This is a genomic window from Pseudooceanicola aestuarii (genome assembly GCF_010614805.1).
Lineage (GTDB): Bacteria > Pseudomonadota > Alphaproteobacteria > Rhodobacterales > Rhodobacteraceae > Pseudooceanicola > Pseudooceanicola aestuarii.
This window is the reverse complement of record NZ_JAAFZC010000001.1, coordinates 507426-532386: the sequence shown is the minus strand read 5'-3', so window position 1 is coordinate 532386 and position 24961 is coordinate 507426. Positions and strand designations below refer to the sequence as shown.

Sequence of the window (24961 nt, the reverse complement as noted above, 5' to 3'; positions counted from 1 at the left end):
CCGAAGAGGCGGCGCCGGGCAGAGGCGAGGGTGACAGGCATGACCACGGGTATCCGCGGCACATACGTGATTTCATGGTCCCAGACCGAGATCGACGGGCTGAGAGGCGCCCCCCCGGCGGCGATGGCCACGGGGTCGGCCTGGTGCTGGCACGGTCAGGCCTTGCGCGTCGACGGTCCGCCGGATCTGCTGCGCCTGGCCGGTGCAGTGGGGGAGGCGGGGCTGCGCCGCTGCGCCGCCCGCAACGCGCGCCGCCTGCTGGGCCAATCGCGCCGGGCGCCACATCCGGACGACACGGCGCCGACTGACAGGACCATGACCGCCTTCGATCCGACGAACTCTTCCCCCCTCGGCTCTGACCTTGGCCCGGCGCGGGGCGATCCCGCACTGGCCGCATCCGCACCGTTCGAAGAAGGGTTCGTTCTGACTGACGGCCACAGCTGCCATTCCGCCACCCTGATCCGCACCGATGACCGCTCAACCCCGCTGTTGATGTTCACCGGCGCCTTGCCTCCGGCCGGCCAGGATCTGTGGGTGGTCGAACATGTCATCTCCCATCGCCCGCCACGCGCCACGCCGGGGCCGGGCGGCGGGGTCATCTGCTTTACCCCCGGCACCAGGATTTCCACCCCCGACGGCCCGCGCCTTGTGGAAACACTGGCCGAAGGGGACCGCGTCCTGACCAAGGACAACGGCCCGCAGGATATCCTGTGGATCGGGGGGCGCCGGCTGTCCGGCGCGCGGCTGCACCTGATGCCGGAACTGCGTCCGGTACGGATCAGCGCCGGGGCCTTCGGGATCGAACGGCCAGAGGAAGGTTTCCTGGTCTCGCCCGATCACCGCCTTCTGGTGCAGGGCCTTGTCGCGCAACGGTTGTTCAACACACCCGAGGTTCTGGTCGCCGCGCGCGACCTGGTCAACGGCCACAACATTCGCCGCGCCACGGCCCTGCGGGAGGTGCACTATGTCCACCTGCTGTTGCCGGCGCACCAGGTGGTTTGGGCCAATGGCGTGGAAACAGAGAGCTTTCACCCTGCCAGCGCCTCTCTCGCGGCGCTGTCGGAGGCGGATCGCGCGCGGCTGCTGGCGGGATGGCCGGGGCTGGCTGGCGATCCGGGCAGCTACGGCGCGCAGGCGCGGCGCAATCTGTCCGCGCCCGAAGCTGCGATCCTGCGACACGAGGCTGCCTGACACCCCCCCCTGCCGCCTGGGCCCCCTTCCGCCGGGCGTGGGGTCAGTCCAGCGACACCAGCAGTTCGGCGACGCGTCGGGGGGCGTATTTCGGCTGACCCTGCTGGCCCAGGGGCAGGCGCAGGCAGGGGATGCCATGGCGATCGGTGACGCGGGCGCAGTCCCGCGCATCCCGTGACAGGTCGCAGATGACATGGCTGATGAAGGTGTCGGCCGGCAGATCGTGGCCGGCATCGGCGCGCAGCGGCGCCAGAAGGGCGGCCACCTGATCGGACAGGTCATGGCCCAGGGCCTCCGGGTCGGTGCCAAGGCCGGGCAGGTAGACCTTGGGCACCTGGCGCGCGGCGATGGCACGGCCGACCCCGGCGGGAACCAGGTTCACCGCGACACTGCTGTACAGGCTGCCCGGCGGATAGCAGATCACGTCCGCGCGACCGATCAGCTTGCGGTTACGCTTGGGCAGGGGGGCCAGGGCCGGCGGTACTTCACGGATCCCGTCGGACAGAAAGATCCGGGTGATGGGGCTGTCGATCGGCGCGGCTTCCTTGCCGCTGACCAGCCGTTGCGACTGGATCCGGCGGCCGTCGCGCAGGTCCACCCCCATTTGCAGGTTCTCGTCGACCACGGCACGGACGGTGCCGCGCACGTCGACCATCTTGGACATCAGGAACAGCACCGGTTCCAGTGCGCGGTCGTTGGACAGGTATCCCCCGGCCAGGATCAGGTTGCCGATGCTGGCGTTGCGGAAATCGAACTCATCGGGAACCGCGTCCAGAAAGTTCTGGAACAAGCTGTGGATCAAGTGCCGCATCGGTTTGGAAATCGCGGACAGCAGCGGATGCGCCCCGTCCTTCAGCTGCGTAACCTCGGAGCGCAGGGCCTTGGGCGTGGCGTCGCGGGGCAGGCGGTAGTTGAACAGCGCGTAGATGTCAGGCTGGCCCAGCACGGTCTCGTCCGCCAGCGCCATCAGCCGGCTGCGCAGATCGCCCACGGCAGGCATGTCGAAGGCCGCGCGCAGCATCTGCGAACTGCCGCCGCTGTCGAAGGGCGTGATCAGGTGGATGGAGTTGAAGCTGTAGTGCTTCAGCTGTCGCGAAATCCCGTTCAGCGCGCTGCCGCCCGAGAAGAACAGGATGCGTGGCCCCAGATGCGGCGCACTGCGCGCCCGCGCCACACGCAGATCATCGGGCAGGGCGATTTCGCGTGCAATCCGGATCCGTGTCATCGCGGCCTCGTGCGGGGGACGGATCCGTCGGACTTCCGTCTTTGAATTGTTATGATCCGCGGTGCATAAGGCCGCCATGACGTCACGCCCCCTGATACGATCCTTTGCCGCGCTTGTCACCCGCATGGGGTTGGTTCGGGCCGATCCGGCAAGGGGCGACACATGGTAAAGCTGCCCGATGCGGTGGACGAGAACATGTCCTTTCTGCTGGCGGAGCTGGATGGCCAGCTGGCCCGGCTGATCGGCTTTTTCGAAGACCCCGGCGCGCCTCGGGCGGAGGCGCTGATCAGCCGGGCGGGCTATTCGCACAACCTGTCGGTGCGGGTGCGCAAGGCGTGCCTGGCGGCGACGCTGCGCGGCAAGCGCGGGCAGGCGCAGGATCAGCACCTGCAAGGCGTCGACACCATCGCGCGCAACCTGGACCTTATATCCCGTCTGGCGCGCCGCGCCGTAGGCCATGCGATGCAGATCGCCCGCCCCCGGCTGATGCGCGCCGACACCTATGTCGCCCCGCTTCGGGAAGTGCGCAAGACGCTGGCGGGCGTACAGGCGGCGCTGCGCAGCCGCGACAGCGCACAGGCGGCGGAAATCGGCCGGCGGCGAGCGGTGCTCGACAGTTTTCACGACCGGCTGTTCCGCACCTATACCCGCGACATGGCAAGCTCCAAACAGACCGAGGATCTGGCCCATGCCTTGCTGGCGCTGAACGAAATCAATCGCTTGGGCGAGGCGCTGGAGGCGATTTCCGCGGCGCTGCTGTCGATCAACATTGGCCAGACGGTGAAGTTCGAACGCTATTTCACCCTGCGCAGCGTGCTGGACGGGCTGGCCGGCGATGACGAGAAGATTACGCTTCAGCCCTTGGCCGAAACCCGCTCAGGCAGTGCGATTTCCAGCGTCTCCACCCGCGACAGCAAGGGCCGGTCGGTGGCGGCGGTGTTCAAGGATGGCGACCGCCGCAAGCTGAAGGAAGAGCGTGTCGGCGTCAAAAGCTGGAACTCCGTCTATCCCGGCCTGGTGCCCGAGATCCTGTCCTACGAGAAACACGGAAAATCCGCCGCGCTGCTGATCGAACATCTGGATGGCCACACCTTCGAGGATATCGTGCTGGGCGGATCGGATGCGGAACTGGCCCGTGCCCAGGCCGCGCTGCACCGTACCGTGCGCGACATCTGGCGCCAGACCCGCACCGAAGACCCGGCGGCGATGGGCGCCATGGACCAGCTGGCCCGGCGGATGCAGGACAGCTATCGCCTGCATCCCCGGTTCAATCGCGGCACCCAGCGGATCAACGGGCTGACGGTGGACAGCCTGGAAACCCTGATCGCCGCCGCCGCCCAACGCGAAGCGACGATGATCGCACCGTTTTCCGTCTATATTCACGGCGATTTCAACCTGGACAACGTGATCTACGATCCGGCGGCGGGGAAGATCCGGTTCATCGATCTGCACCGCTCCCGCTACATGGATTACGTGCAGGACGTGTCGGTCTTCATGGTGTCGAACTATCGCTTGCAGGTGGTCGATGCCGCCACGCGGGTGCGGATCGCCGGGGTCGTGACCGACATGCACCAGGTGGCGGCCAAATTCGCCCGGCGGCAGAAGGATCCCGGTTTCGAATACCGGCTGGCCCTGGGGCTGGCGCGGTCCTTTGCCAGCTCAACCCGCTTTGTGCTGGACCGCGATCACGCGGGCCGCATGATGCTGCGCGCGCGCTATATCCTGGAAAAGGCCCTTGCGGTGCCGCCGGGCAAGGAGGCGCGATTCAAACTTCCCATAAGGATGCTGTTCAGTGACTGAAAAGGTCGGGGTCATCGGAACCCCCGGAAAATGGTCGACCGAGGCACTGGCCGATGCGGTGGCGGCCCGTACCGGCTGTCGTCAGGTGATCGACATGTCCCGCGCGGTTCTGGACCTGGAGGCCGGCACGCTGGTCTGCGACGGTGTCGATCTGGGTGCGATGGATGCCCTGATCCTCAAGAAGGTGGCGGAGGAATACAGCCCCGATGCGCTGGACCGGCTGGAAATGTTGCGCGTTGCGGAGGCCCGTGGCGTGCGGATCTTCAGCCCGGCGGTCAACGTGCTGCGGCTGATGGATCGGCTGGCCTGCACGGTGACCCTGCGCGGCGCCGATATTCCGATGCCGCCCACCGTGATCACCGAAGACCGGCAGGCCGCCCGCGCTGCACTGGACCGATACGGCGCGGCGGTGTTCAAGCCGCTGTTCTCCACCAAGGCGCGGGGCATGATGCTGCTGGACCACGATGCCCCGGACGCCGAGGCGCGGATCGCCGCGTTCAGTGCCGACAACCCGGTGATGTATATCCAGAAAAAGGCCGATCTGTCGGGCGCCGACCTGGGAATGGTCTTTCTGGGCGGCGACTATATCTGCACCTATGCGCGGGTCAGCCAGGGCGACAGCTGGAACACCACGATCCATTCCGGCGGCAAATATGCGCCCTTCGAGCCCACCCCCGAGCTGATCGCGCTGGGGCGCCGGGCGCAGGCGCCCTTCGGGCTGACCTTTACCACGGTGGACATCGCCCTGACCCCGGACGGCCCCATCGTGTTCGAGGTTTCGGCCTTTGGCGGCTATTCCGGCGCGCAGCAGGGCTGCGGCATCGACGCCGCCGCGCTGGTGGCCGATCATGTCCTGCGGGAGATCCGGGGATGAGGGTCGCCGAAATCCTTGACCGGCTGGACCTGGCCCCTGCGCGGCAGGCGGTGCCGTTTCATCTGGCGATCGGGCCGGTGGGGATCACCGTGCTGTGCCCCGGCCCGCTGCGCGCGACCCTGACCGCCTATTTCGCCGAGGCGATGAGCGATAAGCCCGGCGCCATTTCCGTGCATCTGTTGCCGGATCAGGCCCTGTCCCCCGCCCCCCGCTGGACCGACTGGGCCCGGGAGGAAGGCAAGACCGGCCGCAAGGATGCGGTCTGCGATCTGGAGGACGGCCGGTTGGTGCGCAAGGTTCGCAGCGGCGTGACCTTCGTCCAGGCGCCGGGCGTGGCGGTTGCCCTTGGCCCGCTGACCGACAGCGTCAGCACGGTGATCAACTTCATCAACACGCAGGTGCTGAGCGACCGGATGCGCGCCGGCTGGCAACTGGCCCATGCGGCGGCGGTGACCCATGGCGACCAGGGGCTGGCGATCTCCGGCCTGTCGGGGGGGGGGAAATCGACCTCCGCCCTGCGGATGATGGATATCGCGGGCACGCGCTTTGTCTCCAACGACCGTGTGCTGCTGAAGAACGGGCAGGCGCTGGGCATCCCCAAGCATCCGCGCATCAACCCCGGCACCATCCTGGGCAACCCGCGCCTGCACGATCTGCTGACCGCCTCCCGTCGGGCTGAGCTGGCGGCCCTGCCGCCTGCCGACCTGTGGGATCTGGAGGACAAGCACGACCTTATGATCAGCAAGACCTACGGGCCGGGCCGGGTGCAATATGCCGCGCCGCTGACGGAGTTCTGGGTGCTGAACTGGTCGCGCGCCGCCGCCGCGCCGATGCGCCTGGCCACCGTCACCCTGGCCGAGCGTCCCGATCTGCTGGGCGCGATCATGAAAAGCCCCGGCCCCTTCCATCAGGCGCCTGACGGGCGGTTCGAACCCGATGGCACGCGCCCGGATCCGGCGCCCTACCTGGCGGCGCTGCGCGGTGTGACCCTGCGCGAGGTCGCGGGCCGGGTCGATTTCGACGCGCTGGCGGCGCGCGGCCGGGCCCTGTTCGCCGGGCAGTTGGCCGATGGCTGACAGCGGGGCAGGGACCGGACCGGGCCGGCGCGTGGCGATGCAGATCCAGCCCGCGCAGCCGGGCGCGGGTGCGGGGCCGGCCTATGTCGCCTTTCTGCGGCACGGCGCCTACCGGCAGCGGGCCGATGCGCCGTCTGCCCGCCAGCCGTTTCCCCTGACGGAGGAGGGCCTTGCGCAGGCTCGTGCCGGGGCGGATCGGCTGGCCGCGATGCTGGCCGCGCGGGGGCTTGTTCCGGCGCCCGTGATCCATTCCTCCTGCCAGCTGCGGGCCTGGCAAACGGCGGAAGCTGTGCGCCTGCGGCTGGGTGCCCAGGTGCGGACGCTGCGCCAGACCTCTGCCCTGGCAGAGCGGGGGCTGGGATCGGCCGCCAACCTGACCGTCGCGGAGATCGAGGCGGTGCTGGCCGCCGATCCGCGCCATCCCGCCCCGCCACCGGGCTGGAAATCCGACCGCGACTACCGTCTGCCGCTGGAGGGTGCCGAAAGCCTGGCAGAGGCGGGCGCCCGCGTCGCCGCCCACCTTCAGGCCACGTTGCAATCGGGCCGGGTGGTGGTGCATGTTGGGCACGGTGCCGCCTTTCGCCATGCCTGCTGCCACCTGGGCTTGCTGGCCCCGGAAAGAATCGCCGCGCTCTCCATGTATCACGCAGAACCGTTACTGTTCTGTTACCAGCCGCATGGTAGCTGGCGGCACTTGGCGGGTCAGTGGAAAGTCAGGGCCCCGAAAGAGGAACCAATCGACTGATCCGGGCATTGTCGATCGAGGCCCCGATGACCCAGATCCTGCACGATATTCCTGTTGGCCAGCTGATGCCGCCGATCTCGGCGGGGGATGCCCGCAGGTTCGACCTGCCGCGCGAAGTCGCTCCCTGGCCCGGCGCCACCGGCCAGCCGCAGATCGAGGCCTGTCTTGAACGCGCCCGCCGGCATGGTGGCTGGCACTGGCCCCGGCGGCCGGTCATCTTCGTCTCCGACCCTCATGCCGACGCGGAGGGGTTCCTGCGGTCGCTGATCGCGGCGGGCGCGGTGCGGCGGATGGCCGGGCGGATCACGCTGACCGCCTTCGGCCGCACCGCGCGGATCGTGCTGGGGGGCGATTCGTTCGACAAGGGGCCCAGCAACCTGGCGCTGCTGGATGCGTTGGCACAGGTGCGCGCGCAGGGTGCCGACCTGCAAATCCTGGCCGGCAACCACGATCTGCGGATGCGCATGGCGGTGGATGCGATCTGTGGCCCGCGCACGGCCGCCACCGAACATCTGTTCGTCCGCATGGGCCGCAAGATCCTGCCCGCCCTGCGGGAGGTCCGCGACAGGTTCGTCACCGCCGAAGACCTTGCCGCCCTGCCGGACGAAGCCGCCTGTGCCGCACGGCTGCGCCCCGGCGCCGACTGGGCGCTGCGCTTTGCGCAGGTCGCCCGCGCCGACCTGTCTCGCCGCGCCATCGCCAAGGAAATCATCAAGCTGAACGAGAAGCTGGCCAAGCTGGACCGGGAGATGACCCGCGCCGGGCTGAGCCATCGCGACACGCTGGCCGCCGTGCTGAAGTGTCAGGAGATCTTCTTTGACCCCGGAGGGCCGTATTTCTGGTTCTACGACAAGATGGACGTGGTGGCGCGGATCGGCTCGTTGCTGTTCGTGCACGCCGGGCTGTGCGACGCCACCTGCGAGCTGCTGGCCACCCAGGGCCCCGCGGCCGTCAACGCCCGCTACCGCACCGCCGGCCAGCGCGCGACGCTGGGGTTCTATTTCGGGCCACTGGCCAACCTGGTGCGGACCAAATACCGGCCCACCGATTGCGCGTTGACCGAACAGGGGGTGCTGCAATTGCATCGGGCGGGCATCCACATGGTTGTGCAGGGCCACGTAAACCGCCACGATGGCCAGCATCTTCTGGCCAAGTGCGGGCTGTTGCACCTGGAGGGCGACGTGACGCTGGACCGCGCGTCGCGTCGGCTGGAAGGGTTGAGGGGAATTGGGGCCGGGGCGACCCTGATCTATCCTTCCGGCGACGTGATCGGGCTAAGCCGGGATTACCCGCGCGCGAAACATTTTGCGCCTGACCGGACCTTGTGACACCCGTGGGACGACAGGCAACGAAAGGCAGGCAGATGGGCACTTCGGACCGGCAGTTCCTTCATGAATCGCTTCAGGACGCCAAGACGGTGAAGACATTGCTGACCGCGCTGGCCAAGGGGTTCTCCAACAAGGAGATCACGCTGGGCGACGATACGGATGAGCTGGTGATGACGACCGCCGACCTGATGACCGTGCGGATCAAGGCCGATCGCCAGGGCCCCGATTGCCAGGTCAGCCTGCGCGTGTCCTGGACCGACCCGACGGAGCGCAAGCCCGAAACCGGCGCCCCCCGTATCTCCGGGTGAGGCCTACCCCAGCGAGCCGCCACCGGGCCATCGTGCCACCGACCGCCGCAACTGACCGCCGCAACCGGTTGACACCGGGGCCGGGCCGCGTATAAGCGCGCCTTCATTGGTGTTGGTGGCCCCCGCGAGGGGATGCCTGTCGGGCCTCGGCCAGAGGACAACGCCCTTCATCCGCCGCAGATCGGTGCGGCCCACAACTGAAGGAGATCAGCCGTGACGAAACGCACGTCTGCCAAGTACAAAATCGACCGTCGCATGGGCGAGAACATCTGGGGCCGCGCCAAATCCCCGGTGAACCGCCGCGAATACGGCCCCGGCCAGCACGGCCAGCGCCGCAAGGGCAAGATGTCCGACTTCGGCCTGCAATTGCGCGCCAAGCAGAAGCTGAAAGGCTATTACGGCGACCTGACCGAGAAACAGTTCCGCCGCATCTACGGTGAGGCCGAGCGCCGCAAGGGCGACACCGGCGAGCTGCTGATCGGTCTGCTGGAACGCCGCCTGGACGCCGTCGTCTACCGCGCGAAATTCGTGCCGACCATCTTCGCCGCACGCCAGTTCGTGAACCACGGCCATGTGCTGGTTAACGGCCGTCGCGTGAACATCCCCTCCTACCGGGTGAAAGAAGGCGACGTCATCGAAGTGCGCGAGAAATCCCGCCAGATGGCTGCGATCCTCGAAGCGACCCAGCTGCCGGAACGTGACGTGCCCGATTACATGGAAGTCGACCATTCCAAGCTGACGGCAACCTTCGTCCGCACCCCCGGCCTGAGCGACGTGCCCTATGCCGTCGTGATGGAACCGAACCTGGTCATCGAATATTACGCGCAGAACTAAGGTTCCGCGCCACCGGATTTGCGAAGGGCCGCGCCACGGGCGTGGCCCTTTTGCGTTTCCGGCCCCTTCGCGGTTCGGGCGCGGGCATGGACGCCCTGCCCGGACGCGCTAGACTGACCCCGACAGCCCAGAGGAGAATTCGCAGATGTCCCACCCTGTCCATGCCCGTATCGACGGCCCCGTGATCCTGATCGGCTTCGGCTCCATCGGGCGGGGGACGCTGCCCCTGATCGAGCGGCATTTCGACTTTGACCGGGACAAGCTGGTGATCGTGGATCCCGATCCCGCGCTGGCCGACGACATCGCCGCGCGCGGCATCCGCCATGTGCCGCAGGCCCTGACCCCGGCCAATTTCCGCGAGGTTCTGGGCGGGTTGATGGAGCCGGGGACCGGCTTTGTCGTCAACCTCAGCGTCGATACCTCCTCGCTGGACCTGATGCGCTTCTGTCGGGAGCAGGGGGTGCTCTATATTGATACTGTGGTAGAGCCCTGGGCCGGGTTCTATTTCGACACGCAGGACAATGCCGACCGCACCAATTATGCCCTGCGCCAGGCGGTCCGGGACGAGAAAGCCGCCAATCCTGGTGGCACCACCGCCGTCAGCTGCTGCGGCGCCAACCCCGGCATGGTGTCCTGGTTCGTGAAGGATGCGCTGCTGAAACTGGCCGCCGACACCGGCCGAGACGCCACCGCGCCTGCCGATCGCGCGGGCTGGGCCAGCCTGATGCAGGATCTGGGCGTGGCGGGCGTGCATATCGCGGAACGCGACACCCAGGTGCGCCTGGCTCCGCGCGATCCGGGGGTCTTCGTCAATACCTGGTCGGTGGAAGGGTTCATCGCCGAAGGGTTCCAGCCCGCCGAACTGGGGTGGGGCACCGCCGAGACATGGATGCCCGAGGACGCCCACCGTCAGGACCGCGGCTGCATGTCCGGCATCTGGCTGGATCGTCCGGGCGCCAATACCCGCGTGCGCACCTGGTGCCCCACGCCTGGCCCGCAATTCGGGTTCCTCGTCACCCATAACGAGGCGATTTCCATCGCCGACTACTACACCGTCGGCAGCCCCGCCGATCCCGAGTACCGCCCCACCTGCCACTACGCCTATCATCCCTGCGACGATGCGGTCCTGTCCCTGCACGAGATGTTCGGCTCGGAACAAATCCAGGACGTGCATCACATTCTCGACGTGAACGAGATCGACAGCGGTATCGATGAGCTGGGCGTGCTGCTCTACGGTCACGAGAAGAACGCGCTCTGGTACGGCTCCCGCCTGTCGAACGAAGAGACCAAGGCGCTGGCCCCCGATCAGAACGCGACCGGGCTGCAAGTGTCCTCTGCCGTGCTGGCCGGCATGGTCTGGGCGCTGGAAAACCCCCGTGCCGGCATCGTGGAGACGGACGAGATTGACCACGCCCGCTGCCTGGAGATCCAGAAGCCCTACCTTGGCCCGGTGGAGGGGCATTACACCGACTGGACCCCGCTCACCAACCGCCAGACCCAGTTCCCCGAGGAGCTGGACGAGGAAAACCCCTGGGCCTTCCGCAACACGCTGGCGGGGTAGAGGATAGTGATGACGGGCGTGATTTAATCAACGGTGACAGTTTTCAGCAGGTTCGCTAACCTTGCTGTATGGGGGACGTCGACCAAACGCCTGCAATCTACCGGGATCTCCTCCAATGCATGGAGGAGGTCTTGCACGATTTGACAATGGCCGTGCCTCCGCCGAAAGCAGTGCCGATCCCAGATGGGTTCGTTTACCAGTTCGCCGAGCAAACGATTCACCAAGCCATAGTGCAAAAGCTGGCGCGCCTCGTCAGCGCCCTGCACGCCGCCGATCTGGCGATGTCAGCATAGCGTGTTGGTCGGCCTTCGTTTTGCCGAAAATGGCTAATATCGCCCCTTCAGGCCCACTGGAGGAGCACTATGCACAAGACCGCCTTCGCAGAACTCGTCTCAAGTCTCCGGGCGCTGACACCGCAGCAGCTCGCCCAACTCGGCACAGCTGTGACAGACTCCCAACGCCGCGTCGAGGCCGTGCTCGCTCTCGATGCTCGCTGCGGGGAGGAGGCCGACCAAGGTTGTCCGCGCTGCGCCTCGTCGAAGCGGTGTCGGTGGGGCCATACCCGGACTGGCGCGCAACGCTGGAGATGCGATGACTGCGGCGCCACCTGGTCAGGGCTGACCGGAACGCCAATCGCTGGCATCCGCAGGCCGGATCTCTTCATCGACCTCGTGCGGAACATGATGGAGGCCGAGAAACCCTGGTCGTGTCGCAAGGCTGCCGAAAAGCTGGGAATCTCACGGCACACGGCCTGGCGCTGGCGCATGGCGATCATCCGTCTCCTGCCTGCGGAACGGACCGGAGTGATGTCAGGCATCGTCGAAGCCGATGAAGCCCGACAGCGCGAAAGCAGAAAGGCGTCGCGGGAATGGGTGCGATATCAGGCAGATCCCCTGAATGTGCCGCGTCCGCCGAGGGAGCCGTGGCGCTACTACAAAAGCCGGAACGCCACCGTGAAGGCGCCTCCCGGTGGTTGGCTGGCGTGGAACAAGAACTTGGTGGCCGTTACCGACAGGGGCGGACATCGCGCGATGGAGGCAGTGAACAAGGTGACCGAACAGGAGGTCTCTGGGGCGCTGCTGCCTACGATGGCGCCGGACGCCGTGCTCTGCACCGATGGCCACGTGACCTACGAGGCGATCGCAAAGACCACGCGCATCACCCACTTCGCGCTGAACGGTGGGAAGCGGTCGCGCCGCACGCCGAAGACCCATCACATCAATACCGTGAATGCCCTGATCAGCCGCTACCGGGACTTCATCCGCCCATTCTGTGGGCCGGCATCGCAGAACCTCAAGGCCTATGGCCGTTGGCACGCAGCCCGAGAAAACGGAGATCGCGATTACCTCGCGATCTTCAAGACGTTCCTCGACACGCCGCGACCGACCAACACGCTATGCTGACATCGCCGCCGATCTCTTGCTGAACGCTGGCTTTCTTCAGGAGTTGGGCGCCCTAATACGGCAAATTGAGGAAACTTGCGAAGATATCGTCTTTCTTTATTTGGGAACGCGTGAGGAAACCTTGCCACCGCTGCATGAGCGATTCCTGGCGGCTTTTTATGGCCAAGAACTTGTAGAGGGCGCCCCCACTGGAAGACCGGATCTGAAAAAGGGCGAAGTGCCGCGGAAAAAGGTTCGCGCGTATTTAGATCGAATGGGTGGTACACATTCCGATCGAAATACGTGGTCCAGCACTGGGCTTGTGCTGCAAAAGGCCTTTTCCGGTTTCGTCCACGGATCATCATTGACAATTATGGAGATGTGCGGCGGATGCGATCCAAAATTTTATGTGCGCGGATTAAGCGAAACAAGTCATCAAAACAAATTCGCGGCAGCGATGCCTGGATATTCTTATAAATCTCTGATGGCCACTTTCCTTGCGGTTTCCGCTTTTGGAAAACAACCGTCACCCAAGATGGAAGAGTTTCTCGAACAATTCGAGCGGTTGACCACCGTCAACGCCGCGAACTAGCCCCCCTCACACCCGCCGGAAGGTCAGGTAATGCGGGGTGCGGTCCTCGCGCAGGGCCTTTTGTTCGTAGCGGGTGGAAATCCAGTCGTCCCAGGGGCGGCGCCAGTCATCGGGCGCTTCGGCCAGCCAGTCGAAACCGTGGCGCGGCAGCTGTTGCAGGGTCTGGCGCACGTAGTCGGGGATATCGGTCGCCACGCGGAAGATCGCGCCGGGTTTCAGCACGCGGGCCAGCGGCTCCAGATGTTCGGGGGTGACGAACCTGCGGCGGTGGTGGCGTTTCTTGGGCCAGGGGTCGGGGTACAGCAGAAAAGCGCGGGAGATGCTGGCATCGGGCAGCACGTCGAACAGGTCGCGCGCATCGCCGGGATGGATGGCCAGATTGTCCACCTGCGCCGTGCGGATCTTGCCCAGCAGCATCGCGACGCCATTGATATAGGGTTCCGCCCCGATGATACCCACGCCGGGGTTCTGCTGCGCCTGGTGCACCAGGTGCTCTCCGCCGCCAAAGCCGATTTCCAGCCAGATGTCTCGACCGCCAAACAACGTCGGCAGGTCCAGCGGCGCGCGGTCGGGATTTTCCTCCCAGCCGACGGCGCCGGGGGAGAGTTGGGCCAGATCCTCGTCCAGATAGGCTTCCTGCGACTTGCGCAGGCCCTTGCCCTTGAACCGGCCGTAGAAATTGCGCCACGGGGCGCCGGAGGGGTGTTGATCGCTCATCCCGGGGGATTAGCCGCCACAGCGCGGCGGTGCAACGGTCCAGCGGCGGCGCCAAGTGCCTGCCGGGGTGACGCAAGGGCGCTATCTCGCGTTGCAAAAGTGTTTTTTCATTGTCGCAGAAGCGTCATGCTGCTTCTCTAGGGCGCAGGGGAAACCGAGGAGTCAGACCTGATGACCATCAAGCCCACCTTTCTTGCCGCAACGATCGCCCTGTCCGCCGGGCTGTGCACGCCCGCGCTGGCCGATACCGTCCTGCGCATCGGCATGCAGCAGGAGCCGACCGTGCTGGACCCGACGGCGGATGCCACCGCGTCCATCGACGGGATGCTGGCCCATAACGTCTACGAATCGCTGACCACGGTGGACGAAAGCGGCGCGGTCCTGCCCAACCTGGCGACGGATTGGACGATCTCCGAGGACGGTCTGACCTATACCTTTACCCTGGTGGAAGGCGCGAGCTACCACGACGGCACCGCGTTCGACGCCGAGGATGTGAAATTCACCTTTGACCGCGCCATGGGCGCGGACAGCACCAACCCGTCCAAGGGGATCTTCGAGCCGATCGACAGCGTCGAGGTGGTGGACCCGCAGACGGTGAAGATCACCCTGAACCGCAAGGACGCCTTCCTGCTGTTCAACCTGGCGCAGGGCGATGCCTCCATCATCGCCTCCGAAAGCGTCGAGGCGAACAAGACCACGCCCGTGGGCACCGGGCCCTTCCGCTTTGCCGACTGGACGCGCGGCGACCGGCTGGTTCTGGAGAAATTCGCCGAGTATCGCGATGCCGCCGACGTGGCTGTGGATCGTGTCGAATTCCGCTTCGTCTCCGATCCGGCGGCGGCCTCCGCCGCGCTGATGGCCGGAGAGCTGGATGCCTTTCCCGGCTTCCCCGCCCCCGAGATGATGGACCAGTTCGAGGCCGACCCCCGGTTCAACGTGGTCGTCGGCTCAACCATGGGTGAAGTCATCCTGGCGATGAACAATTCCAAGCCGCCATTCGACACCCTGGCCGTCCGCCAGGCCGTCAGCCATGCCATCGACCGGCAGGAGATCATCGATGGCGCCATGTACGGCCGCGCCGAACCCATCGGCAGCTTCTACCCGCCGCATGGCCCCGCCTATGTGGACCTGATCGACACTTACCCGCATGACAGCGAGAAGGCCGCCGCCCTGTTCCAGGAGGCCGGCGTCAACGAAGAGATCATCATCCGCGTTCCGCCCTTCCCCTATGCGACCCGCACTGGTGAAATCGTGCAGGCCCAGCTGGCCGAGGCCGGCGTGAAGGCCAAGGTGGAGAACGTGGAATGGGGTTTCTGGCTGGACGAGGTCTACAAGAAGAAGAACTACCACATGACCGTGATCGCCCATACCTCGCCCAACGATCTCAGCAATTTTGCGCGGGGTGCGGATTATTTCTACGGCTATCAGTCGGATGAGTTCGACACCCTGTGGAACGACATCAAGACCGAAGCCGATCCCGAGGCGCGCATCGCGCTGGAACAGCAGGCGCAGCGCTTCCTGACGGAGAACGCCATTCACGGGTTCCTCTTCCAGCTGCCGAAACTGGGGGTCTACACCACAAATGTCGACGGGTTCTGGGCGAACTCGCCAGTGCTGTTCGCGCCGCTGGCCGGTGTCACCATCCAGTAAGGGGCCAAATAGGCAGGCGGCGGCGGGGTCGGATGACTCCGCCGCCCGGCGTTTTACAGATGCAGATATTCCTCCTTCGCCGCACCTTCGGGTTTCTCGCCACGCTTCTGGCCGTTTCGCTGATCGTCTTCCTGACGATGAACGTTCTGCCCGGCGATCCCGCCCTGACCATCCTGGGCCTTGACGCGACCGAGGATGCCCGCGCCGCCCTGCGCGCCGAGCTGGGGCTGGATGCTCCGCTGTGGCAGCGCTATGTCGAATGGATCCTGGGCGCGCTTCGGGGCGATTTCGGAGAAAGCTACTCCTTCGGCGTTCCTGTCTCCGGCCTGATCGCGGAACGCCTGCCGCTGACCCTGTCGCTGGCCGCCGGGGGCATGCTGGTGACCCTGTCGCTGGCCCTGGTGCTGGGCGTGGCAGCGGCCGCGAACCACGGGCGCGGCGGGGATTGGGCCGTGATGGTCCTGTCGCAGCTGGGCATCGCCATTCCTGCCTTCTGGCTGTCGATCCTGCTGGTCATGTTGTTTGCGGTGAACCTGCGCTGGTTGCCGCCCGGCGGCTTCCCCGGCTGGGAGGAGCCGGTACTGGCCCTGCGGTCGCTGATCCTGCCGGTCACGGCGCTGGCGCTGGTGCAATCGGCGGTGCTGGCGCGAGTCACGCGCTCCTCCGCGCTGGAGGTTCTGCGGCTGGATTTCGTGCGCACCGCACGGGCCACCGGGTTGGGACGGCGGCGCATCCTGTGGCGGCATGTGCTGCCAAATGCGCTGGTGCCCATCGTGACCATCGTGGGGATGCAATTCGCCAGCGTCGTCACCGGCACCATCGTGATCGAAAACGTGTTCTACCTGCCGGGTCTGGGGCGCCTGATCTTCCAGGCCATCGCCAACCGTGACCTGTTCACCGTGCAGGCCCTGGTGGTGATGTTCGCCGCCGTGGTGGTCACGGCGAATTTCCTGGTCGATATCGCCTATGTGCTGATCGACCCGCGATTGAGGGCCCGATTGGCATGAGCGAGCAGATTGGCGTGAAACAGCGGAGGGGCCTGTTCGGGCGGCGGGGCATGGCCGGCGGCACCGGCCCGGAGGCGCCTTCCCCGCCTGCGGGCAAGACCGCCGCCGCCCGACGCCCCGTGAACTTGTGGCTGGGCGGCGGGCTGGTGGCGCTGGTGCTGCTGGCGGCCGGGCTGTCGCTGCTCTGGACGCCGCATCCGCATGCGGTTCTGGCGGTGTCGAACAAGTTCGCCGCCCCCTCCGCCAGCCATTGGCTGGGCACCGATCAGTTGGGCCGCGACGTGGTGAGCCAGCTGATGGTGGCGGCGCGCAATTCGATGACCGTGGCGCTGGTGGCGGTGCTGCTGGGCGGCTCTATCGGGACGGTGCTGGGCCTTGCGGCCAGTGCCTTTGGCGGCTGGGTGGAAACGCTGGTGATGCGGTTCGCCGATCTCAGCTTTGCCTTTCCGGCGCTGCTGTTCGCGATCATGCTGGCGGCGGCCTTCGGGCCGTCTTTGTCGAACGCGGTGTTGGCCATCGCCTTCATCAACATCCCGATCTTTGCCCGCGTGGCGCGGGGAGCGGCCAACGTGGTCTGGACCCGCGACTACGTGCTCGCAGGCCGCGCCGCCGGGTTCGGCGCCGTGCGGCTGACCCGCGATCACATTCTGCCCAACATCGCCGCGCCGCTGATCGTGCAGGCAACCATCGAATTTGCCGTGGCCATCCTGGCGGAGGCGGCGCTATCCTACCTGGGTCTGGGCGCGCAGCCGCCGATGCCCTCCTGGGGGCGGATGCTGTCGGAGGCGCAGACATTGATGTACCTGGCGCCGCAACTGGCGGTCTACCCCGGTCTGTGCATCGTCGCCGCCGTCCTGGGCTTTGGCCTGCTGGGCGACGGGCTGCGCGATGTCACCGACCCCCGGCTGGTGAGGGCCCGCACATGATCGAGGCTAATGATATCACCGTCAGCTTCGGTCCCGCGCAGGCGTTGCGTGGGGTGGATTTCAACCTGACGCGCGGCGCCCGTGTCGGTGTGGTGGGCGAAAGCGGATCGGGCAAGTCGATGCTGGGTCTGGTCTTGATGGGCATGTTGCCCGATGCGGCGCGCCTGTCGGGCCGAATCGCGCTGGACGGGCAGGACATGGGCCAGTCCGGGGAACGCGCATGGCAGGCACTGCGGGCACGGCGCATCGCCATGATCTTTCAGGAACCGATGACCGCGCTGAACCCGCTGCGCCGCGTCGGGGACACCGTGGCCGAACCGCTGCGCCTGCACATGGGCCTGACCCGCCGCGCCGCCCGCCTCCGCGCGCTGGAGCTGTTCCAGGAGGTCGGCATCGCCGAGCCGGAGGCCAAGCTGCGCCAGTATCCGCATGAATTGTCGGGCGGACAGCGTCAGCGGGTTCTGATCGCGCTGGCGCTGGCCTGCGATCCCGAACTGCTGATCGCGGACGAACCGACGACCGCACTGGACGCCCATGTCGCGCTGCGCATCACTGATCTGCTGGTCCGCCTGGCGGAGGATCGTGGCATGGCGCTGATGTTCATCAGTCACGATCTGGCCGCCGTGACCCGCACCACGCGGGAGATCGCTGTGATGTATGGCGGAGAGATCGTCGAACGCGGTCCGACCGCGCGCGTCCTGTCGCAGCCCGCGCATCCCTATACCCGTGGCCTGCTGGCGGCGCGGCCGGATCTGGATGCCGACGGGCTGCGCCGCCGACTTCCGGTGATCCCCGGCCACGTCCCCGCGCTGGAGGATCTGCCGCAGGGCTGCCGGTTCGCAGGGCGTTGCGATGCGGAGCTGCCGCGCTGCGCCGCCACTCGCCCGGCAGAGGTCACGACCGGCGTCAACAGCCGCGCCGCCTGTCACCTCTTGCCTGCGGAGGTTCCCGCATGAGCACCCCCCTTCTGTCCGTCGAAGGCGTCACCCGTCGCTATCCCCGCCCACGCCGCAGCCTGTTGCGGGCCCAGCCGCCGCTGGTGGCGGTGGATGGCATCTCCTTCATTCTGAAGGCCGGGCGCACCATGGGCATCGTCGGAGAAAGCGGGTCGGGCAAATCCACCCTCGCCCGTATGGTCATGGGGTTCGAAGCCCCCGATGCCGGCCGTGTCCTGATCGACGGCCAGGATATCCACGCCCTGCGCGGGGCGGCGTTGCGCGCGCTGCGGCCGCGATTCCAGATGATCTTTCAGGATCCGTTCGGCTCGCTCGATCCGCGCCGCCCGGTGGGATGGTCCATCGCCCAGCCGCTGCGCGGCGCCGGCCAGCCTGCCACCGGCGAGGCCATCGCCAACGCGCTGACCCAGGTCGGGTTGCGACCGGCGGATGCGGACAAGTACCCGCATGAATTCTCTGGCGGACAGCGCCAGCGCATTGCCATCGCCCGCGCCGTCATCACCAAACCCGCGCTGATCGTCGCGGACGAGGCTGTCTCGGCGCTTGATGTCTCTGTGCGGGCGCAGATCCTGAACCTGCTGATGGATCTGCAAGAGGCGATGGGCGTCGGCATCCTGTTCATCAGCCACGATCTGGCGGTGGTGGCCAGCCTCTGTGACGATCTGCTGGTCATGCGGCGCGGGCGGGTTGAGGAACAGGGCCGTGCCGGGGCCATCCTGCGCGACCCGCAGGCCGAATACACCCGGTCCCTGCTCGCCGCCGCACGGCTGGCCCCGCGGACCGAAGGCCCCGGCGGCGCATCCGGTGACGCCGCCACGGCCACCCTGGCCACGGTGCGCGCACCCGCCTGATGCGAGCCGCCTGATCATACCTTGCCGGCCCCCGCCGTCAGACCCTTGACGGGCGCCACCCGCGCGTCCCTTGCCATTCCGAAGGAGAGCCTGAATGACCCGCTTCATCCACCTGACCGACCTGCATGTCAGCGCCCCGCAGACCGAGGACCCCGGACGCCAGACCGACACAGCCGCCACCCTGGCCCGCGTGATCGACACCGCCAACGGCCTGTCCCCCCGGCCCGATTTCGCCATCGTCTCGGGGGACATGACGAATATCGGCGATCAGCCCAGCTATGAGCTGGTGGCGCAGCTTTTGGACCGGCTGGAGATGCCGGTGCTGATGACCCTGGGCAACCACGACCGCCGGGCGCCCTTCCACGCCGCCTTTGCCGGGCAGGCGGGGGCGCCTGACGGGCCGGTGGACCACGACGCGGTGATCGCCGGGCTGCATGTGATCCTGCTGGACAGTTCGGTGCCGGGGCGTGTCGCCGGGGCGCTGGACGCGGGGCAGTTCGACTTCCTCGCGCAGGCGCTTGCGCGGCATCCCGAAGTGCCCAAGCTGCTGGTGCTGCATCATCCGCCGCGTGTCGACCCCGATGACAATGCCGCCTGGGCCAGCCTGAACACCGAAGACACCGCCCGCCTGGGCGCGGCGTTGGCCGGTCACGACATCCGCGGCATCCTGTCGGGGCATGTGCATTTCAACCGGGTTACCATGTGGAACGGCATTCCCAGCATCGTCACCACCGGGCTGCAATCCACCGTGGACCTGACCCGGCGGGATGCGCTGGCCGTGGTGGAGGGCACGGGCTTTGCCCTGTGCCGGATGATCGGCGGCGGGCTCTCCACCACCTTTGTCCCGACCGAGCCGCCCCGCGTGATCAAGGAGATCCCGGCCGAACGTCTGCGGGCCTTCGCCTGAGGGGCGGCCATCCTGTCTGTGCATGGGCGCACGGTGGTTGCGGGGAAACGGTGAATTCACGGGACGGCGCAGGGCGGGTATCCCTGCGCCGGAACTCCAGTCACAAGGACCGTGAACATGAACCTGACCGCATTCAAATACGCAGCACCCGTGGGCCGTGTCCTGCTGGCGCTGATCTTCATCCTGTCCGGCGCACAGAAGATCACCGGTTATGCCGGCACACAGGGCTACATGGCGGCGATGGGCGTGCCCGGCGGCCTGTTGCCTCTGGTCATCCTGGTGGAACTGGGTGGCGGCCTGATGCTGGCCCTGGGCTGGCAGGCACGGCTGGCGGCGCTGGCGCTGGCGGGGTTCTCCATCCTGTCGGGCCTGCTGTTCCATCTGGTTCCCGGAATGTCGATGGAGGGAATGGAAGCGCAGATGCAGACCATCAGCTTCATGAAGAACCTGTCCATCGCCGGCGGCATGCTGATGGTCGCGGCCATGGGGCCGGGGCCCTATTCGCTGGGCGCCAAGCCGAGGGCGTGACCCCGTGGCCCGATCAGGGACGTCGAAACGAAACAGGCGGCGGCCCCTCGGGACCGCCGCCTTTTCCTTGTGCCGCGTCCCGAAGGGGCAGGGCGTCAGATCGCCTTTTTCAGCGCCTCCACCAGGTCCGTCCGCTCCCAGGAAAAGCCGCCATCGGCTTCGGGCTCCCGCCCGAAATGGCCATAGGCGGCGGTGCGCTGGTAGATCGGACGGTTCAGCGACAGATGCTCCCGGATGCCGCGCGGGGTCAGGTCCATGACGCGGGCGACAGCCTGTTCGATCGCGGCTTCGTCCACCTCGCCCGTGCCATAGGTATCGGCATAGATCGACAGCGGGCGGGAGATCCCGATGGCGTAGGACAGCTGGATCGAGCATTTCTTAGCCAATCCCGCCGCCACCACGTTCTTGGCCAGGTAGCGCGCGGCATAGGCGGCCGAGCGGTCCACCTTGGTCGGATCCTTGCCGGAGAAGGCGCCGCCGCCATGCGGCGCGGCCCCGCCGTAGGTGTCAACGATGATCTTGCGCCCCGTCAGCCCGGCATCGCCATCCGGCCCGCCGATGACGAATTTGCCCGTCGGGTTGACCCACCATTCGGTGCGATCGGTCAGCCAGCCATCGGGAAGCACTTCGCGGATATAGGGTTCGACGATGGCGCGGATATCGGCAGAGCTTTGCCCCTCGTCCGCGTGCTGGGTGGATAGCACCAGCTGCATCACCTCGACCGGCTGGCCGTTCTCGTAGCGCAGGGACAGCTGGCTTTTCGCATCCGGGCGCAGAGTCGGGGCGGCGCCGGATTTGCGCGCCTCCGCCAGGCGGCGCAGGATCTTGTGGGCGAACTGGATCGGCGCAGGCATAAGGGCGTCGGTCTCGTCCGTGGCGTAGCCGAACATGATCCCCTGGTCGCCGGCGCCTTCCTCCTTGTTGGCGGCGGCATCCACGCCCTGGGCGATATGGGCCGATTGCCCGTGCAGCAGGTTGGTGATCTCCACCGTCTGGTGGTGGAACTCGTCCTGTTCATAGCCGATGTCGCGGATGCAATCGCGCGCGATGGCGTCGATCTTGTCCATGTAGCGCGCCAGGCGGTCCTGATCGCTCAGGCCGATTTCTCCGCCGATGACCACGCGGTTGGTGGTGGCGAAGGTCTCGCAGGCGACGCGGGCCTCCGGCTCTTCGGCGATCAATGCGTCCAGGACGGCGTCGGAGATCCGGTCGCAGACCTTGTCCGGGTGCCCCTCCGAGACGGACTCGGACGTGAAGATGTAGTTCTGACGTGTCATGAAGGTGCTCCGCTGAAACAGACCACCCCGTCAGGAAGCCGTTGGGGCGGCGATGCTTCTGCGATACGTCCGGGCGGCGGTCAGGTCAACGCGATTGTGCCGCCGCGGGCCGGATGCGGCGCGGTCGCCACAGGGCGGCCCCCCCCAGCAGAAGCAATGCCAGCGCCAACGCCGGACTGTCGCCGATCCGGGAATAGAGGGTCGGCGGTGCGGCGGGTGGTAGCGGCAGATCCAGGAAGCCGGCGGTGTTCAGCGCAAGCTGCCCCGTGATCGTGCCGCCTGCGTCGATCATGGCGGAAATGCCGGTATTGGCCACGCGTACCATGGGCAGGCCGAATTCCACCGCCCGCAGCCGGGCCTGGGCCAGGTGCTGGTAGGGGCCGGACAGGCGGCCGAACCAGGCGTCGTTGGTCACCATCAACAGCAGCGCGGGGCGGTCGGGCGCGGCATGGATGTTGCGCGGGAACACGCCTTCGTAGCAGATCAGCGGCAGGGCGGCGCCGATGCCCGGCAGGTCCACCAGCCTGGGGCCCGGCCCGGCGGTGTAGCCATTGCCCTGTCGCGCGGCAAAGGCGCCGATGCCGATGCGGGCCAGCAGGTCGCCGGCGGGCATGTATTCGCCAAAGGGGACCAGGTGATGCTTGTCATAGGTCGCGGTGACCGCGCCGTCGGGGGCGATCACGGCCAGCGAATTGAAGACGCGTGACCCCTGTGCCCGTTGCACGCCCAGCACCACGGGCGCGCCCTGCGCGGCGCCGGCGATGCGCGCGGTCAGCGGGCGGCCCTCGTTCAGCAGCCAGGGCACGGCGGTTTCGGGCCAGACGACCAGATCGGGCCGGGGCGGGGTGGCCGAGAAATCGAGCAGCCGGTTGAAATGGATCGGGATCATCTCGGGATCCCACTTGTCGCGCTGCCGGGCGTTGGGCTGGACCAGCCGGATCACCGGCGCTTTGGTCCCGGGTCCGGGTCCGGGATCGGGCAGGGCGGGGGCGGCCAGCGGGGCCAGCAGCGCGCTGCCGCCCAGCAGCAGAAGCGCCCCGGCGGCCGGCGTGGTGGCGGCACGCAGCGGACCGGTGCGCGTGCCCAGGCGGTGCAGCGTCAGCCCCAGCCCGGCGGCGGCGGTCAGCAACAGCAACGTCAGCCCCGGCGTGCCCAGCCAGGCGGCCAGCGACAGGAAGGGGGAGGCGATGAACCCATGCCCCACCGCCGCCCAGGGGAAGCCGGTGAAGATCCAGCCGCGCAGCGCCTCCGCCAGCGCCATCGCGGCGACCAGGGCCAGCGCACGGGCCGGATGGCCGGGTCGGGGGGCAAGGCGAGTTGCGCCCCATGCCGCCGCCGCCCAGAACAGCGCCAGGCCTCCAGCCAGCAGGATCAGCGCAAAGGGGGCCAGCCAGACATGGCGCCAGACATCCACCAGGAACGGTTCGACGATCCAGTTCAGCGACAGCAGGAAATAGCCGGTGCCAAAGCCCCAGCCGGTCCAGCCCGCGCGCCGACCGTCCGGCGCGGCAAGCACCAGCGCCACCAGCGCCGCGAAGCCAAGCACTGCCAGCGGCCAGAGCGAAAGCGGCGCCTGCGCCGAGGCCGCGACCAGCCCGGCCAGCCCGGCCCCGGTGACCGCGCGCCAGGGCGGGCGGGGGCGGGGCAGGAACCGGCGCGCCGCAGCGGCCAGCGCGCGCGCCGCGGAGCGGTCAGCCGCCATCGGCACTCGCGTTCAGGCGCACCCGCAGCCGCTTGATCCGGCGGGGATCGGCCTCCACCACCTCGAACTCGTGGCCGGCGGGATGGGCCACGACCTCCCCCCGCGCGGGGACACGGCCCGACAGCATGAAGACCAGGCCACCCAGCGTGTCGATCTCTTCCTCGTCGACGCTGTCGTCCTCGGTCAGGGAGGCGTGGATCTCCGCTTCGAAATCCTCAAGCGGGGTCTTGGCGGAGGCCAGATAGCTGCCCGCCGGTTCCTTCTGCCACAGGGCGTCCTCTTCGACGTCGTGTTCGTCCTCGATCTCGCCCACGACCTGTTCGATCAGATCCTCGATCGTGACCAGACCGTCGACGCCGCCGTATTCGTCGATCACCAGCGCCATGTGCCGACGTTCGGTCTGCATCTTCTGCAACAACACGCCGATGGGCATCGACGGTGGCACATACAGCAGCGGCCGCAGCAGGGGCTTCATCTCGAACCGCGCGGAGGCGGAGCCGTTGAAGCCGTGGTTCAGCGCGAAATCCTTGAGATGGATCATGCCGACGGGTGTATCCAGCGTCTCCTTGTAGACGGGCACGCGGGTCATGCCGCTGTCGCGGAAGACCTGCACCAGCTCCGGCTTGGTGATGGTTTCGGGGACCGAGACGATATCGGCCTTGGGGATGGCGACGTCCTCCACCCGCATATGCCGCAGGTTGAGCAGGCTGTGCGTGCGCGCCGGTTGGTCGCTGCCGCGTGCCTCCCCTCCCTGGGGTGCGGTGGACGGGTCCGTACCGTCCATTCGGGTGGAAGTGTCGCCGCCGACCAGACGCCGGAAGAACGAGGAAAATCCGCCCTCCGTGCCGTCGCTGTCCACGGTATCCATGTGATCTGCCGTCAGCGCGCGCTGCGCCGCGTTAGAAGACCCGTCAGTGCTGTCGCCCATCATACCTTTCCGAGAAACGCCGGCTCAACGACCGGCATTCGGAGTATATGGGTCAGGGATGCCGAGTTTGCAAAGAATCTCCACCTCCGTCTGCTCCATTATTGTCGCATCGGCGTCCGCGACATGGTCGTAGCCCAGCAGATGCAGGGTGCCATGCACCAGAAGGTGCAGCACATGATGGTCCAGCGGGATGCCGCCGGCCGTGGCCTCGCGGGTGCAGGTCTCCAGCGCGATGGCGATATCGCCCAGCGCCGGGTCGCCGAACATGTCGTCGGGTTCGGGCGGCGCGGGGCGGGTGCCGGGTATTCCGGGGGCCAGATCCTCGGCCGGCCAGGACAGGACGTTGGTCGGCGCCGGCTTGTCGCGGAACTCGGCGTTCAGGGTGGCGATGCGGTCATCGTCGCAGCCCAGCACGGAGATTTCCCAATCCGCTGGATCCAGGCCCAGATGCGTCAGCGTGGCGCGGGCGGCGCGCTCGGCCAGCGCGGGCAGATCGTGGACCTGCCAGTCCGGGGCTTCGATCAGAACGTCGGTGAGGCGTGTCATGGCAGGCTCGCGCGGGTTGGCCGCCCCTGCACCGCCCCGCGCGTATATCG

Annotated in this window: 24 protein-coding genes and 1 riboswitch; of the genes, 18 read left to right on the top strand and 6 right to left on the bottom strand. The window is 67.3% G+C overall.

All coding sequences use genetic code 11. The features are described from left to right. The first annotated feature begins 39 nt into the window (after positions 1 to 39). Positions 40 to 1191, top strand: a complete 1152-nt coding sequence (locus G5A46_RS02410) for a Hint domain-containing protein (RefSeq protein ID WP_163846960.1) — start codon at positions 40 to 42, stop codon at positions 1189 to 1191. Between the two features lie 43 nt (positions 1192 to 1234). Here the strand turns inward: G5A46_RS02410 and G5A46_RS02405 are convergent, their stop codons facing one another. After that, positions 1235 to 2416: a GAK system CofD-like protein gene (locus G5A46_RS02405; RefSeq protein WP_163846958.1), complete on the bottom strand. Its 1182-nt coding sequence runs from the start codon at positions 2414 to 2416 to the stop codon at positions 1235 to 1237. 162 nt (positions 2417 to 2578) lie between these two features. Between G5A46_RS02405 and G5A46_RS02400 the strand changes: the two genes are divergently transcribed. From G5A46_RS02400 to G5A46_RS02350, 10 genes are all read left to right on the top strand, one after another. Beyond that, positions 2579 to 4216: an aminoglycoside phosphotransferase family protein gene (locus G5A46_RS02400; protein WP_163846956.1), complete on the top strand. Its 1638-nt coding sequence runs from the start codon at positions 2579 to 2581 to the stop codon at positions 4214 to 4216. Then, positions 4209 to 5090 carry a GAK system ATP-grasp enzyme gene (locus G5A46_RS02395; RefSeq protein WP_163846954.1) on the top strand — a complete coding sequence of 294 codons (882 nt, stop codon included), beginning with the start codon at positions 4209 to 4211 and terminating at the stop codon, positions 5088 to 5090. Before G5A46_RS02400 ends, G5A46_RS02395 begins: the two co-directional genes overlap by 8 nt. Then, positions 5087 to 6166 (top strand): HprK-related kinase B, encoded by a 1080-nt coding sequence (locus tag G5A46_RS02390; RefSeq protein ID WP_163846952.1) that lies wholly within the window; start codon positions 5087 to 5089, stop codon positions 6164 to 6166. The genes G5A46_RS02395 and G5A46_RS02390 overlap by 4 nt, the downstream gene beginning before the upstream one ends. Beyond that, positions 6159 to 6911 carry a histidine phosphatase family protein gene (locus G5A46_RS02385; RefSeq protein WP_163846950.1) on the top strand — a complete coding sequence of 251 codons (753 nt, stop codon included), beginning with the start codon at positions 6159 to 6161 and terminating at the stop codon, positions 6909 to 6911. Before G5A46_RS02390 ends, G5A46_RS02385 begins: the two co-directional genes overlap by 8 nt. Positions 6912 to 6937: 26 nt before the next feature. After that, entirely contained in the window at positions 6938 to 8239 is a 1302-nt protein-coding gene (locus G5A46_RS02380; RefSeq protein ID WP_239520583.1) for a metallophosphoesterase, read from the top strand. 35 nt (positions 8240 to 8274) lie between these two features. Further along, on the top strand, positions 8275 to 8547 hold the full coding sequence (locus tag G5A46_RS02375) for an amphi-Trp domain-containing protein (RefSeq protein ID WP_163846948.1): 273 nt from the start codon (positions 8275 to 8277) through the stop codon (positions 8545 to 8547). Positions 8548 to 8760: 213 nt separating this feature from the next. Then, positions 8761 to 9381 carry a 30S ribosomal protein S4 gene (gene rpsD, locus G5A46_RS02370; RefSeq protein ID WP_163846946.1) on the top strand — a complete coding sequence of 207 codons (621 nt, stop codon included), beginning with the start codon at positions 8761 to 8763 and terminating at the stop codon, positions 9379 to 9381. Positions 9382 to 9526: 145 nt separating this feature from the next. After that, positions 9527 to 10942, top strand: coding sequence for a homospermidine synthase (locus G5A46_RS02365; protein WP_163846944.1), 1416 nt, complete (start codon positions 9527 to 9529; stop codon positions 10940 to 10942). A 362-nt stretch (positions 10943 to 11304) separates the two neighbouring features. After that, positions 11305 to 12345, top strand: a complete 1041-nt coding sequence (locus tag G5A46_RS02355; RefSeq protein WP_163846940.1) for an IS1595 family transposase — start codon at positions 11305 to 11307, stop codon at positions 12343 to 12345. Then, positions 12245 to 12916 (top strand): hypothetical protein, encoded by a 672-nt coding sequence (locus tag G5A46_RS02350; RefSeq protein WP_163846107.1) that lies wholly within the window; start codon positions 12245 to 12247, stop codon positions 12914 to 12916. Before G5A46_RS02355 ends, G5A46_RS02350 begins: the two co-directional genes overlap by 101 nt. A gap of 6 nt (positions 12917 to 12922) precedes the next feature. On the opposite strand, the gene trmB is transcribed toward G5A46_RS02350, so the two are convergent. Next, positions 12923 to 13633 carry a tRNA (guanosine(46)-N7)-methyltransferase TrmB gene (gene trmB, locus G5A46_RS02345; protein ID WP_163846937.1) on the bottom strand — a complete coding sequence of 237 codons (711 nt, stop codon included), beginning with the start codon at positions 13631 to 13633 and terminating at the stop codon, positions 12923 to 12925. Positions 13634 to 13804: 171 nt separating this feature from the next. On the opposite strand from trmB, the gene G5A46_RS02340 reads away from it, so the two are divergent. From G5A46_RS02340 to G5A46_RS02310, 7 genes are all read left to right on the top strand, one after another. Continuing rightward, positions 13805 to 15283: an ABC transporter substrate-binding protein gene (locus G5A46_RS02340; protein ID WP_163846935.1), complete on the top strand. Its 1479-nt coding sequence runs from the start codon at positions 13805 to 13807 to the stop codon at positions 15281 to 15283. A gap of 59 nt (positions 15284 to 15342) precedes the next feature. After that, positions 15343 to 16290, top strand: coding sequence for an ABC transporter permease (locus tag G5A46_RS02335; RefSeq protein ID WP_163846933.1), 948 nt, complete (start codon positions 15343 to 15345; stop codon positions 16288 to 16290). After that, positions 16287 to 17216, top strand: a complete 930-nt coding sequence (locus tag G5A46_RS02330) for an ABC transporter permease (RefSeq protein WP_239520582.1) — start codon at positions 16287 to 16289, stop codon at positions 17214 to 17216. Before G5A46_RS02335 ends, G5A46_RS02330 begins: the two co-directional genes overlap by 4 nt. After that, positions 17213 to 18172 carry an ABC transporter ATP-binding protein gene (locus G5A46_RS02325; protein WP_163846931.1) on the top strand — a complete coding sequence of 320 codons (960 nt, stop codon included), beginning with the start codon at positions 17213 to 17215 and terminating at the stop codon, positions 18170 to 18172. The genes G5A46_RS02330 and G5A46_RS02325 overlap by 4 nt, the downstream gene beginning before the upstream one ends. Continuing rightward, positions 18169 to 19023, top strand: a complete 855-nt coding sequence (locus G5A46_RS02320; protein WP_163846929.1) for an ATP-binding cassette domain-containing protein — start codon at positions 18169 to 18171, stop codon at positions 19021 to 19023. The genes G5A46_RS02325 and G5A46_RS02320 overlap by 4 nt, the downstream gene beginning before the upstream one ends. Positions 19024 to 19117: 94 nt before the next feature. Then, positions 19118 to 19930, top strand: a complete 813-nt coding sequence (locus tag G5A46_RS02315; protein WP_163846926.1) for a metallophosphoesterase — start codon at positions 19118 to 19120, stop codon at positions 19928 to 19930. Positions 19931 to 20047: 117 nt separating this feature from the next. Continuing rightward, positions 20048 to 20458: a DoxX family protein gene (locus G5A46_RS02310; RefSeq protein WP_163846924.1), complete on the top strand. Its 411-nt coding sequence runs from the start codon at positions 20048 to 20050 to the stop codon at positions 20456 to 20458. Between the two features lie 95 nt (positions 20459 to 20553). Here the strand turns inward: G5A46_RS02310 and metK are convergent, their stop codons facing one another. The 4 genes from metK to ybeY form a co-directional block, all read right to left on the bottom strand. Next, positions 20554 to 21735, bottom strand: a complete 1182-nt coding sequence (metK, locus tag G5A46_RS02305) for a methionine adenosyltransferase (protein WP_163846922.1) — start codon at positions 21733 to 21735, stop codon at positions 20554 to 20556. A gap of 5 nt (positions 21736 to 21740) precedes the next feature. Continuing rightward, a riboswitch (SAM-SAH riboswitch) is annotated at positions 21741 to 21788 on the bottom strand. A gap of 32 nt (positions 21789 to 21820) precedes the next feature. Continuing rightward, entirely contained in the window at positions 21821 to 23437 is a 1617-nt protein-coding gene (gene lnt / locus G5A46_RS02300; RefSeq protein ID WP_163846920.1) for an apolipoprotein N-acyltransferase, read from the bottom strand. Beyond that, on the bottom strand, positions 23427 to 24365 hold the full coding sequence (locus tag G5A46_RS02295) for a hemolysin family protein (protein WP_163846918.1): 939 nt from the start codon (positions 24363 to 24365) through the stop codon (positions 23427 to 23429). Before G5A46_RS02295 ends, lnt begins: the two co-directional genes overlap by 11 nt. Positions 24366 to 24389: 24 nt before the next feature. Continuing rightward, on the bottom strand, positions 24390 to 24911 hold the full coding sequence (gene ybeY, locus G5A46_RS02290; RefSeq protein WP_163846916.1) for an rRNA maturation RNase YbeY: 522 nt from the start codon (positions 24909 to 24911) through the stop codon (positions 24390 to 24392). Positions 24912 to 24961 lie beyond the last annotated feature (50 nt).